Genomic DNA, 13,272 nt, shown 5'->3' with positions numbered 1-13,272 from the left:
CTCCTAAAATCTTATTTTGCTTCCAACTCTTTTAAATAATCACTGTATTCCTGAACAAGTTTCCCTGCACTTCTCGTTCCACAAAGGCTGACTCCAAGATGTTCAAACATATAGAGCGCTGCTGACATTGTAAATGTTCTAGGTACGCCTGAAACTTTAATCTTTGTATCTCCTGAAAGATTTTCTTTCATGATTCTTACCTGATGTTCTGTTGGAAACGCCTGAGATCCCGTTGCCGTTTTAACATATGTTACTCCGCACTCACAACATATCTGTGTCAACTTTGCAATTTCTTCATCTGTTAAAAATCCAACTTCAAAAATAAGCTTAGTATCACAATTTTCCCCACAAATTCGAACAAACTCACTCACTTCATGACGAACAAGTTCCCAATCTCCATCTTTCACAGCGCCAATATTAATTACCATATCGCATGCTGTACATCCCAGGTCAACCATCTCCTGGAGTTCATACAGCTTTGACTTAGTAGACATTGCGCCATACGGGAATCCAATTACTGCACTAGGACCAACATCTGTTCCTTTCAGTTCATTCACGACTAATTCTGCCCAACAAGAATTTACATTCACCGCATTTACATGATATTTTTTTGCTATCTCGCAGGCTTCAATAATGTCCTTTTTCTGAAGATTCGGAGCTAAATACGCCAAATCCAGATGCTTCGCAAATTCATTTACTGATAACATTTTCCATTCCTCCTAATTCACACTGATTGTCATCCTCTTTTTATCTTTGAAATTTACTACACTGTAAATATAACACCGCATTTTTGTTATGTCAATAACAAATGTTAAATATATTACATTTTTATTCTTTTTTATAACTCTCCTTGTTTTATTCTTAACAATTTTTGCACCTCATTCTATTTTTAGTCAAAAAAATGAGTGTCTGTGCAATACGGCACACAACACTCATTCTTCCTCTTTTTTACCCATATGTATTTAGTCCGGCTTTACATCATTTGCTTCCCTACATCAGCTTCTTAATATCATCCAATACTTCCTGGTATTTCTTGGAGATTACCTTTGGGTTTCTTCTTATATGATGCACGACTTTTTTATATTCTTTCGTCCTTCTTTCACCCATTTTCAGAAGTTCTTCTCGAATCCCTTCTTTTATTTCTGCCCATTCCTTCACGTTGCCATTTTCTTTCTTCAGTGCTTCTGCCTTATTCCACAGTTCCTCCAACATCTTCTTTCTTACCGTACGCATAGCTGCAAGATTCTCTGCAAACTGCTCTTTCCGTCCTGCCTTTTTCTGTTCCCGCTCCTTAAGATACTGATGGTATTCATCTGCCGCAACTGCCGAGATCACTTCAAGCCTTTTTTGCATTCTATGTATATAATCCTTGCTTTCCTGCAGTTTTTCCAGCATTTCCCGCATATCCATAGCCTCTCTGAAAGAAACCGTGAAATCTATGCTCATATATATTGTAAAGCAAAAGGCTACTGCTTCTCCTGCCACTTCCGGTAATGACAACACAGCCTTTTCAACAGGGATATGGATTCCCTTTATCATAATAACTGAAAAAAGTCCCCATCCCAGAGAAGCAAGCAGACATATATGCCCGTTCAAATTGAAGGGCTGCCTGCTGTAATCCCAGTATTTGACCTTAAAAAGTTTTTCCATTCCCCATCCGGTGAAATATTCTAGGATAGTTGCCCCTGTCATTCCAAAGACAAAAATCAGCAGCACATTTTCTCTGACCGGTATCGTGCTCACCAAAACTGCCAATGCCCCGCAGCCATAGATAGGAAGAAAAGGTCCGTTTAAAAAGCCTCGGTTTACCCACTTTCTTTTCTGCGCTGAAACATAGCAAGATTCCCATATCCAGCCTATGAAACTGTATATATAGAAAAATAAAAGCCATTGCCACAAATCATACATATCCTATTCTCCTCTTCTGTATGCATTTTCCTCGTGTTCATATTTTTTAAAATAAATAATTCCTATAATATCACATGCCCCATCTGCTATTAAAAAAATGCCAAACACCATGATCAGCGCAGCCGCCGCCTTAAATGGAAAAGCCACTAAAAACACACCGAACAATAACGGCAAAACAGCTGATAATGCTATCGGAATGTGCAGGGCACTTCCCACTTTCATCATTTCAATAACGACCGGCGCTTTTACAATTCCATCCAAGATCAATGCCGCTCCCGTGACAAATGGCAAAAAAGAAAGTATCGTCTCAGGACTAAAAATCCCAAGCAATCCTATGAAGCCAAATACGAGGCCGAGCATAAAATCTCCGATCGCAAGATACCCCTTTATCCGTTCCTTTCTCCATCTATAAAAACGTACTGCCGCATAGATCAAGGTTCCCACTGCCAGTCCTCTGGTAAACACGATCCCACTCATCTCAGGATATATTGCCAATACCATGCCAAGTATGATAAAAACAACCGATGTCCACAGAGCAGATCTTCTAAACTCTATATATTTTCTCATTCCGCTTACCTCCTTATTCATCATTATAGCAGACTTTCCCATTAAATTATATATATGCGGCAAACAGAGCCTATTTGAAACAACACGATACTTTTTTTACCGCAGCGTAATCCGTACGTAGTATTTTCATTTCATAGGAAATAATTTCCTATGAAATGAAAAAGGATGGAAACACTCTCCACCCTTTCTTCTGCATTTTATTTTTCCGAGAAATACACTAAGCCAAACATTCCGTCGGTCAGAATATATGATAATTGACTACCAATGCCGCAAATACGATAGAAACCATGGATAACAGCTTGATAAGAATATTGATAGACGGTCCTGATGTGTCCTTGAAAGGATCGCCCACCGTATCTCCAACAACAGCCGCCTTATGGCATTCACTGCCTTTTCCTCCGTGAGCACCGCTTTCAATATATTTCTTTGCATTATCCCATGCTCCTCCGGCATTCGACATGAATACCGCCATCAAAAAGCCTGTAGACGTAGAACCTGCCAGCATACCGATCACACCGTTATATCCGAGAACCAAGCCTGTCACTACCGGCGTAACGATTGCCAGGATCGTCGGAAGGATCATTTCCTTTAAGCTAGATCTTGTACAAATATCGACGCATGTTTCATAGTCCGCCTCTGCCTTTCCTTCCATCAGTCCCGTGATCTCATGGAACTGCCGCCTTACTTCCACAACAATACTCTGCGCTGCACGCCCCACAGAAGACATCGTAAGCGCCGCGAATACAAATGGAAGGCAAGCTCCTATGAAAATACCGACTAATACCGCCGGATTCATGACACTCATGTCCAGTTCTATATTTGCGCCCCCTACTTCCTGTACCTTTTCCACATAAGACGCGATCAAAGCAAGCGCTGTCAATGCTGCCGAACCGATCGCAAAACCTTTCCCTGTTGCTGCCGTTGTATTTCCAAGTGAATCTAACGCATCTGTACGTTTTCTCACTTCCGGATCCAGTCCGGCCATTTCTGCAATTCCTCCTGCATTATCCGCAATTGGTCCATATGCGTCTGTAGCAAGTGTGATGCCCAATGTTGAAAGCATTCCAACCGCTGCCAGAGCAATTCCGTAGAGTCCTCTTGTAGTTTCTATAAAACCTCCGGAAAGTGTATACGCTGCCATGACACAAACCGCAATGATCAAGATGGGGATCGCTGTTGACAGCATGCCGAGGCTCAGCCCACCAATAATAATGGTAGCAGAACCCGTCTCTGACTTTGAGGCAAGATTTTTCGTCGGTTTATATGTATCTGATGTAAAGTATTCTGTAAAGAAACCGATTAATACACCTGCAAGAAGGCCTCCCAGTATCGCAAAATAAAAACCAATAAAATCTTTGCCCAAAATGAACCATACAAGCGGGAATGCTACAACCGCAATAATAACAGCACTGGTATTTGTGCCTCTTCTAAGCGCTTTCAAAAGTGTACTCTGCTCAGTACTTTCCCCCGTCTTGACCAGCATAGATCCCAGGATAGACGCAAGGACACCTACCGCTGCCAGGATCATAGGGATCACGACCGCATTCACACGGTCAACGGATTCAATCTTATTAAATGCAATGACACCAAGCGCACATGCTGATAAGATAGAACCTACATAAGATTCGTATAGATCTGCACCCATTCCGGCTACATCTCCTACATTATCACCTACATTATCCGCAATAACTGCTGGATTTCGCGGGTCATCCTCCGGAATTCCCGCTTCCACCTTACCTACCAAGTCAGCACCCACATCTGCCGCTTTCGTATAGATACCTCCTCCCACACGGGCAAATAACGCCATAGATGAGGCTCCCATACCAAATGTCAGCATTGTGCTGGTAATATCCTCAATCGGGAGATCAAATACCAGACGAAGCAGCAGATACCAAATAGAAATATCCAAAAGTCCCAGTCCGACTACTGTAAATCCCATAACAGAACCTGCCGAAAACGCTACGCGCAGTCCTTTATTCAGTCCTTTCTGGCAGGCTGCCGCGGTCCTTGCATTTGCTCTTGTTGCGATCTGCATTCCGACGAATCCGGACAATCCGGAAAAGAATCCCCCTGTAATGAACGCAAACGGAACGAACCAGGTCAGTAATCCAAGTGCTGCCATCACGCTAAGAATGATAAACATTCCTGCAAAGAATGCCAGCAGAATACGATACTGCCTTTTGAGATATGCCATGGCTCCTCTGTGGATAGACGCTGAAATCTTTTTCATTACGTCGTTTCCTTCCGGGAAACGCAGAACCTTCTGCGCTCTGCTTCCTGCAAACAAAAGCGCTATAATGGAGCCACATAAAGTAAGTAGTGCCAGTTGATTATCCATTTTTCTTCCTCCATTCCTATATTCATTCTAGATCTTCGTTATTTATTGTAGCACTTTAGCATAATATTGAACAGGTTTTCGTATAATTTTTCATTCTTAGTACACTTCTTATGTATATCATACAGAATTTTAGAAACCTTTTAAAAATGGTCAAATAATTATGATAATACTGTTATCGTATTCTAAGTCTGCAAAAAAAGTGCTATAATAAGACAGAATATACGACAGATGCCCCTTCACCCGACGGGGAATAAAAAGACGAAAGTGGTGTTTTACATGGATTTGAATTTAACTTTACAGCAGCGCCAGCAATTATCTCAATCACAGATCCAGTCTTTGGAGATTCTTGCAATGGACAGCCTGGAACTCAATCATCTTCTTAAAAATGAATATCTTGAAAATCCTATGATGGAACATGCGGAAGGAACTTCTGAAGACAATTATTCAGAACCTTTGACTGCTTATTATGAAACCTCCGCCGGCTCTTACATATCCACCGATGAAGAAGATGACCGCCGCCGAGATTTTTCCGCTCCGAAAGAAGATCTTCTTCAGGAGTATCTTCTTTCTCAGCTTGATATAAAACTATATTCCCCACAGGAATGGAGCCTTTTCCACTATTTGATCGACTGTCTGGATGACAATGGTTTCTTTACAATGCCGGTCGAAGAAGTCGCGCAAAAAAACAATGTCCCCCTTGATTTTGTAAAACAATGCCTCTATACCCTCAAACAGCTCGAGCCTTATGGTATATTTTCTCCCAATCTGCAAGAAAGCCTGCTGCACCAACTGGATGCTCTGGATATGAATAACGAAGTCCTGACGCAGATGATCCTTTATCACTTACACGACATCGCAGAAGGAAAAATCAGCAATATCTCGCGTTCTCTGCATATTTCCACTGCAGATGTACGAAAAAATCTGGAGATCATCACTCGTCTGAATCCGCGTCCTCTGTCCGGTTTTAACTCTGGAACGAACGGCTATATCATCCCGGATATCATCTTTCAAAAAGAGAACGATTCCTGGACAGTCCGGCTGAACGATTCCTGGGTCAGAAACTACTCCTTAAATGATTATTATCTAAAAATGATGAATTCTTCTTCTGACACAGAACTTATCGCTTATTTTAAAGAAAAATTGCGCCGTGTCCAGTTTATATTAAACAGTATCGAACAGCGGCGCCAAACGATCCTCTCTATTGCAGAGATCATTCTCGATATACAGCAAGATTTCTTTGATAACAATGGGCCTCTCGTGCCTATGACTATGTCCGATGTAGCAAACCGAGCCAATATACATACATCTACTGTAAGCCGTGCCGTAAAAGGCAAATACTTGCAATACACGGGTGGGAGTCTTTTCTTGAAAAATATGTTTACCACTTCTGTTTCCAGACAGGATAATGGCTCTGTCACTCCAATGGTTGTAAAACAATACATCAAAGAATTCATAGAAGCAGAAAACAAACAGAAACCTTATAGCGATCAAACTCTTGTAAAACTGCTCTCCGAGCAAAATATACACGTATCAAGACGCGCCATTGCCAAATATAGAGAAGAACTAGGGATAAAAGGAAGCTTTGACAGAAGAACAATATAAATTTAACGAAGCAATAAGCACTGCAAAAAGGAACAGAACATGCCCTGTGTCATGCTTGCATGTAAACAGGGTGTGAACTGTTCCTTTTCATTCGGCGATAGCCGATAGCAAAATGAAGCGTAAGCGGAATTGAATTGACACTGCGGAAGTATTCGAAAAAATGATTGTGCGTTAACTGCATACTGCATCGCCCGTCAGGGCTTTGCCGAAATTCCTCCCACCACAGGTAAACCGCATGCACTTTCATCGCTTAAGTTCATGTTTCTGTTAAAAAAATCGACTTCACGCTGCTGCGGACTTCCAAACAGAAGTATGTATTTCCTTCCGATTGGAGACATATAACAGCGTGAAGTCGTCTTTTCTTCTGCAATCTAATTGCGGAATCTGCCTTCTGGCAGTAAATTTATATATTAAAACTCAAATACCGCCACTCCATATGCCGGCAGCGGATATGCAAAGGAATATTTTTTACCATCGCATTCTTTACTCACAGCTTTATAAATTTCCGGTCTTTTTTCTCCTGCTCCCCCGTACTTTACATCATCACTGTTAAGAACCAATTTGTATTGCTTTCTTTTTGGTACTCCTATACAATAATCCGGTCTCTCAACCGGTGTAAAGTTACATACGAACAATAAATTCTTCTTCCTATCTTTAGAATACCGCACAAAACTGAAAATACTGCGGAATCCGTCGTTTGCATTGATCCATTCAAATCCTTCCGGATCTGTATCCAACTCATACATTGCTTTATTTTTCTTATAGAGATGGAGCAGGGCACGATACCATGCCTGTATCTGCTGATGCGCAGGTTCTGCCAAGAGGAACCAATCCAGTTCTCTTTCCTCACTCCACTCTCGCAGCTGCGCAAACTCCTGCCCCATAAACAAAAGTTTCTTTCCCGGATGCCCCATCATAAAGGCATATCCCACTTTCAAATTGGCAAATTTGTCAGCTCCCTCGCCCGGCATTTTATTGATCATAGAACATTTGAGATGTACCACCTCATCATGGGAAAGTACCAGAATATAATTTTCACTGTAAGCATAGGACATGGCAAATGTCATCATATGATGCGCATTCTTCCGGAACAATGGATCCAGCTTCATATACTCTGTAAAATCATGCATCCAGCCCATATTCCATTTCAGGCTGAAGCCCAGCCCATCCTCTTCCGGCGCTCCTGTCACTTTTGGCCATGCAGTGGATTCCTCTGCGATCATGACACAACCCGGATTTCTTCCAAGAACAACAGAATTTAAATGTTTGAAAAAAGCAATCGCCTCTAGGTTTTCATTTCCGCCATATTGATTCGCTGTCCACTGTCCATCCTGTTTTCCATAATCCAGATATAGCATAGAAGCCACAGCATCTACACGCAGCCCGTCCACATGGTAGTGTTCGATCCAAAACAGCGCATTTGCGATCAGGAAATTCTGTACCTCCGGCTTTCCATAATCGAAAATTTTTGTTCCCCAGTCCGGGTGTTCTCCTTTTTTAGGATCCGCATATTCAAATGTCGGCGTACCATCAAAATCTGCCAGTCCATGTGCATCCCGCGGAAAATGTGCCGGTACCCAATCTAAGATCACACCAATCTTATTACGGTGCAGATAGTTGATCATATAGGCAAAATCTTCTGGTGTTCCATATCGAGATGTGGGCGCATAATATCCTGTCACCTGATATCCCCAGGAACCGTCAAACGGATGCTCTGCAATCCCCATAAGTTCTACATGTGTATATCCCATTTCTTTTACGTATTTTGTGAGTGCTTTTGCAAACTCCCGGTACGTATAGAAACCTTCATCCTCTCTGCCCGGATGCCGCATCCAGGAACCCGGATGCACCTCGTAGATAGACATTGGATTTTTCTTGTGTTCCCACTCTTTTCGCGCCTCCATCCATACCTGGTCTGTCCATTTCAGATTGCAGATATCCGTAATCCTTGAAGCCGTCCCCGGACGCAGTTCTGCGTAATTTGCAAAAGGATCCGCTTTAAAGATACGCTTCCCTTGTTTTGTTTCAATACAAAATTTATACAGATCTCCTTCTCTGGCTTCCGGCACAAAACATGTATAAATCCCAAGCGGCTCCTGCCTCTCCATATAATTCGTTTCAAAATCCCAGTCGTTAAACTCGCCAATGACCGCCACTCTTCTTGCATGGGGAGCCCATACGGCAAAATATACACCCTCTCCCTCATCTCCGACTGCCTTATGCGCGCCCATCTTCTGGTAAATCTCATAATGTGTTCCCTGACCAAAAAGATACTGGTCAAGTTCTCCAATTTCATAGGGAAGCACTTTCTTTTGTTTGTTTTTTTCCTTTCCCATAAGCCCACCTCACAGCCTCAGTTTATATAATTTCATTATACTTTATTGCAGATAAAAATAAAAGGAAAAAGCAATTCCTTTATATACTTTTCCATAATATAGCTAAACTTTACATAAAAAAGACATCCGAATATCTGATTTTCCAGAATCGAATGTCTTCCTTCACATATCTTTTAAATATTAAAATCCTTCTCCGACAATAAAATCCTGTCTGCATCATCGGTATTTCTTCCAAACACTCTTTTTACCAGCTTCTTTGCAGACGCCTTTTGTGAGTGTTGGATTGCTTCGTCCATCACATCTTTTACTTCTGCCACTGTAACCGCATGGTCTTCTCTCTGCAGGGAATCAATTCTACTGTAAAGGGCCAGAATACCCATCTCATCAATCCGATATCCATTTTCCTGTGCGTATGTCTGACCAAACGTAACAAGTTCGTCGTTGATAAAAATCGGCACCTCTAAACGACTGGTGAATTTCCTTCTAAATTCTCTGTTAGAAGAAAGAAGTCTGTCAAGTGGTTTTCTCTGTTCCTCTAATACAATAAGCAGCTCTCCCGTATCACGCTCCATAGCTTTATTCAGTCTTGCAACGGTTTTTTCATTCATTTTGCCGGCTTTTTCAATGATCAAAGCACCACCATATAATTTATTAAATATGTCACTGATTTTCTTTTTATTCAGAGAATCTCCTGTCACGATGGCAACTTTTCCCTGTCGGATATTTCTCTGCTTCTGTACTGCCTTTACGACATCCACAGCCAGCACCGTCTTACCATTTCCTTTATTTCCAATGATCAATAAATTACCTGTTCTGGAAGTCCCTTCCCGATTTGTACAGTTTCTGTCCTGCTCCAACACATCTACCAACTGTTCACTCATGCCACGCACCGGAACAAAGTAAGAAAATAATTTCTTCTGTTCTTCCGTCAGACCTGCCCGTGTTCCAATACCACTTTGTGTCTTCAGATCATAGCGACCATGTACGACAAACCCTGTATCTGACATAGAAAGTGCGTCGGATATTTCATCCAGCGGAAGCGGAGCCGTCTTTCCTGTTGCGATCATCTTTGCAGTTTCTTTTCTGCTAAGCGGGGTTGTGGCAGAAAGAATATCCATTTCATCATCATCGTCATCTGGTATCTCTCTGTCATCCGGTTCCATACCATATTTAGGGTCAGGACGGAATTCATCTTCCCAGCTAGTCTTCTCATCTTCCCAGTCTTCCTCGGAATCTTCTTCTGCGATTTCTTCTTCCCAATCCTCCTCGGAATCTTCTTCTGCGATTTCTTCTTCCCAATCCTCCTCAGAATCTTCTTCTGCGATTTCTTCTTCCCAATCCTCCTCGGAGTCTTCTTCTGCGATTTCTTCTTCCCAATCTTCCTCAGAGTCTTCTTCTACGATTTCCTCCTCGGAGTCGTAGAATGATCCTTCCTCCTCGTCAGCAAGCATGTCTGCCTCTTCCTCAAAAGATGTATATTCTACTTCGTCATCAAAAAATTCTTCTGCATCATCTTCCAAAAGGTCTTCCGAATCATCTGCTGGCAGTTCTTCCAAATCATCATCCAGGAATTCATCTGCCTCCACTGTGGCTTCCGAATCATTAGCTGCCGCATCGGTCTCCTGAAGTATATCTTCTTCGTATTCATCTTCATCCAGAATATCGTCGAAATCTTCAAAATCTTCTGCATCATCATCTACGCGCAATTCTTCCGCTAATTTCCCCATATTTTCACGAGGGATATCTTCTTCCTTTTCCCGCGCAGGGCGTTTAGGCTTTGGCTCCTCCGGAGGGATGATCCCTTCTATCTCATCAATCATACGCTGAATATCCGGTGGGAGGATTGGCTCTGCGGTCTTTTGTGCTTCTTTCTGCACAGGCGCCGGATGCTCTGCCTGGCTTTCCCAGTCAGAGAAAATATCTTCAAAGCTCATCTGCCCTTCTATCTGTTCTTCTGTATCATTTGACAGAAACCCTGTTTCTTCCGCTTCTGTATTTTCAGGTACAGCTTTTATCTCATTTTCTGCCATAAATTCTTCTGCTCCGTCTTCTGTCAGTTTTTCTTCTTCGAAGTCATCATCCACTGTCAATTCTGTCAGCGTACCTGAAACAGAAACCGGCTTGGATCTCTCCTTCTTTTCCTGTGCCGCTTCCTTCTCTTCTGCAATCTCATTTACAATATTCAAATCAACTACCGATTCTATCTCATCAATCGCATCTTCCAGACCAGCCATCTCGTCGTCTTCTTTTTCTTCCTCTTCTGACGGATGCAAAAGTTTTTGCAAAGCCTCATCCAAGCGCATCGTGTTCCCAATCTTACTCTTTTTCGTTTCCGTTTCTGTCTGTGCCGTCATGCTCTCTTCTGCGTCTTCTGCTGCATCCGCTTTTGACATAGTCTCCTCTGGTTTTTCAGAATCTTCTTCGCTTTCTGTCTCAGCGTTCTCTGTTTGCTTTTTCTTCTCGCTATATTCTATAATATTGGGTATTTCTTCCGTCTCGGAAGATAATTTTTCATATCTGTGGTCATACTTTTCCTGCTGTGATGGAGTCAGTGGTTTATACTGCATTTTTAATTCCATCGCTTTATATACATACTGCCCCTCACTGAACCACAAAATCAGATCATCACATTCCTCAAGGCACTCCGCAGTCATCCCCGCTTCCTGATACAGTTTTGCAAGCTCATATGCCCATTCTTCTATATATTCTGCTTTTTTAAACTCTTCCAGTGATTCTATCTGTTGCTCAATAGGTGCTCTCTGTGCACGCAGGATCTGGTATCTAAGGATATGCTGATTTGGATCCTTTGGAGCTATCTGCATGAAATCATCATAATAATCAATCGCCTCATCTACGTTTCCGGTTTTCAAGGCTAGTGTGCACAGACGATAAACCACCTTTCTGCTCCCCTCAGCACGGTGATAAGCAATATTCAGTACATCATAGCTTTTCTGGTATTCTCTGTTTTTCTCATAAATATCACTGACATTCGTCAGCATCGTTACATTTCGTACTCTCTTCCAATCGACCGTATCGGCTATTTCAGCCGCTTTGTTATATGCACCGTCTTCCATAAGTTCAAGCATTTGTTCTGTCTTCAGCTTATATTCATACTTATCCACTGCGCTCACCTCATTAAATATTTATATTATTTTAATCTGTAATCTTGTCTGGATCCACTAAGCGATAATTCTCTCATTAGTTTAACATACGGCTTGCATAATGTCAAAAAAATGCATCCTCAATTGACATTGAAGATGCACGGGAGTTTGACAGTTGAATAAAGAAAAAAACCTTACGATGCCTATAAAAAGGCACTTTTTTTGTCAAATTTTTTAAATTTATTAGTGCTTGTTTGTGCTAGTTGTGATATAATAAAAAGAAAAGAGGTTTTTTATGTACGTAAATATCACAGGTAGTGCAAACAACAAAGATGTATATATTTATCAGTCCTTCCGCAAAGAGAATGGAAAAACTTCCTCCCATATCTATAAAAAATTGGGAAAGATGAACGATCTCCTCGCACAATTCGACAATGATAAGGATAAGATGATGGCGTGGGCCAGAAACGAGGCAAAGAAAGAAACCGAACTTTATAATCTGAAAAATGGAAAAGTATCAGTGGACTTTTCACAAGGAGCTCGCATCCTAAAAAATGAACAGCGCCTTTTTAATACCGGATATCTCTTTCTCCAGTCTCTGGTTACAGAGCTCCGGCTGGATAAGATCTGTCGGTCGATCAAAAGTCGTCACAAGTATCAGTATGACCTGCTCGCTGTTTTTACGGATCTGATCTATGCACGCATTCTCCATCCTTCCAGTAAACGTGAAAGCTATGAGTACTGCAAAACTCTGCTGGAACCACCAAAGTATCATTTGCAGGATGTTTACCGCGCCCTTTCTGTTATTGCAGAAGAATCCGATTTTATACAAAGTGAGTTATACCGGAATTCCAACTTTGTCCATCCCCGGAACAAAAAAATCCTGTACTATGACTGCACAAACTTCTATTTCGAGATCGAGCAGGAAGATGAACTACGCAAATACGGCAAAAGCAAAGAACACCGACCAAATCCGATTGTCACCATGGGATTATTTATGGATGCGGATGGAATTCCTCTGTCTTTCGATATTTTTCCCGGAAACCAGAATGAGCAGACCACTTTAAAACCGTTAGAGCAAAAGATCATCCGGGATTTCAACTGCAGCGAATTTATTTTCTGTTCAGACAGTGGATTGGGTTCTCACAACAACCGCCGCTTCAACAGTTTCAACCACAGGGCTTATGTAATCACACATTCCCTGAAAAAAATGAAGGCGGAAGAGCGAAAAGAAGCGATGAATCCCACACAGTTCCGCAAGATAGGAGCACAGAAGTTCATCGACCTTCGTACACTGGATGAAACAGATGAAGAAATCTATAACTCCGTTTACTATAAGGAATATCCCCTTATAACAGGAGATATGGATGAGACACTGATTGTTACCTATTCTCCGAAATATGCTGCTTACCAGAGAAAG

General features: G+C 41.8%; 8 protein-coding genes. 2 read left to right on the top strand and 6 right to left on the bottom strand.

Annotated features, from left to right (window positions below; all coding sequences use genetic code 11):
• Window positions 1-11 precede the first annotated feature (11 nt).
• The 4 genes from deoC to BN3282_RS05670 all read right to left on the bottom strand — a co-directional run bounded on the left by deoC (window position 12) and on the right by BN3282_RS05670 (window position 4,813).
• Window positions 12-707: a deoxyribose-phosphate aldolase gene (deoC, locus tag BN3282_RS05685; protein ID WP_059067364.1), complete on the bottom strand. Its 696-nt coding sequence runs from the start codon at window positions 705-707 to the stop codon at window positions 12-14.
• A gap of 283 nt (window positions 708-990) precedes the next feature.
• A complete protein-coding gene (locus BN3282_RS05680; RefSeq protein WP_059067363.1) occupies window positions 991-1,908 on the bottom strand; it encodes a putative ABC transporter permease in 918 nt (305 codons plus the stop codon).
• A gap of 3 nt (window positions 1,909-1,911) precedes the next feature.
• A complete protein-coding gene (locus BN3282_RS05675; protein WP_059067361.1) occupies window positions 1,912-2,475 on the bottom strand; it encodes an HdeD family acid-resistance protein in 564 nt (187 codons plus the stop codon).
• Between the two features lie 238 nt (window positions 2,476-2,713).
• Entirely contained in the window at window positions 2,714-4,813 is a 2,100-nt protein-coding gene (locus BN3282_RS05670; RefSeq protein WP_059067359.1) for a sodium-translocating pyrophosphatase, read from the bottom strand.
• Between the two features lie 276 nt (window positions 4,814-5,089).
• On the opposite strand from BN3282_RS05670, the gene rpoN reads away from it, so the two are divergent.
• Window positions 5,090-6,415 carry an RNA polymerase factor sigma-54 gene (gene rpoN, locus BN3282_RS05665; protein ID WP_162858219.1) on the top strand — a complete coding sequence of 442 codons (1,326 nt, stop codon included), beginning with the start codon at window positions 5,090-5,092 and terminating at the stop codon, window positions 6,413-6,415.
• A 410-nt stretch (window positions 6,416-6,825) separates the two neighbouring features.
• On the opposite strand, the gene glgB is transcribed toward rpoN, so the two are convergent.
• Both glgB and BN3282_RS05655 read right to left on the bottom strand, forming a co-directional pair.
• The gene (gene glgB / locus BN3282_RS05660) at window positions 6,826-8,751 is read right to left on the bottom strand and encodes a 1,4-alpha-glucan branching protein GlgB (protein WP_059067354.1); all 1,926 of its coding nucleotides are present in this window, start codon (window positions 8,749-8,751) and stop codon (window positions 6,826-6,828) included.
• Between the two features lie 173 nt (window positions 8,752-8,924).
• On the bottom strand, window positions 8,925-11,873 hold the full coding sequence (locus tag BN3282_RS05655) for a hypothetical protein (protein WP_330382160.1): 2,949 nt from the start codon (window positions 11,871-11,873) through the stop codon (window positions 8,925-8,927).
• 274 nt (window positions 11,874-12,147) lie between these two features.
• Here BN3282_RS05655 and BN3282_RS05650 point away from each other — a divergent pair.
• Window positions 12,148-13,272, top strand: a 1,125-nt coding sequence (locus tag BN3282_RS05650) for an IS1634 family transposase (RefSeq protein ID WP_330382159.1), incomplete at its 3' end; no start/stop codon positions are given.

This window comes from Mediterraneibacter massiliensis, from assembly GCF_001487105.1.
Lineage (GTDB): Bacteria > Bacillota > Clostridia > Lachnospirales > Lachnospiraceae > Mediterraneibacter > Mediterraneibacter massiliensis.
Note: the sequence above shows the minus strand (reverse complement) of the source record. Positions and strands in the feature narration are given on the sequence as shown.

What these genes read in the sequence shown, in the direction of transcription:
- deoC (WP_059067364.1), bottom strand. Translation starts at nt 707, where the DNA reads ATGTTATCAGTAAATGAATTTGCGAAGCATCTGGATTTGGCGTATTTA.
- BN3282_RS05680 (WP_059067363.1), bottom strand. Translation starts at nt 1,908, where the DNA reads ATGTATGATTTGTGGCAATGGCTTTTATTTTTCTATATATACAGTTTC.
- BN3282_RS05675 (WP_059067361.1), bottom strand. Translation starts at nt 2,475, where the DNA reads ATGAGAAAATATATAGAGTTTAGAAGATCTGCTCTGTGGACATCGGTT.
- BN3282_RS05670 (WP_059067359.1), bottom strand. Translation starts at nt 4,813, where the DNA reads ATGGATAATCAACTGGCACTACTTACTTTATGTGGCTCCATTATAGCG.
- rpoN (WP_162858219.1), top strand. Translation starts at nt 5,090, where the DNA reads ATGGATTTGAATTTAACTTTACAGCAGCGCCAGCAATTATCTCAATCA.
- glgB (WP_059067354.1), bottom strand. Translation starts at nt 8,751, where the DNA reads ATGGGAAAGGAAAAAAACAAACAAAAGAAAGTGCTTCCCTATGAAATT.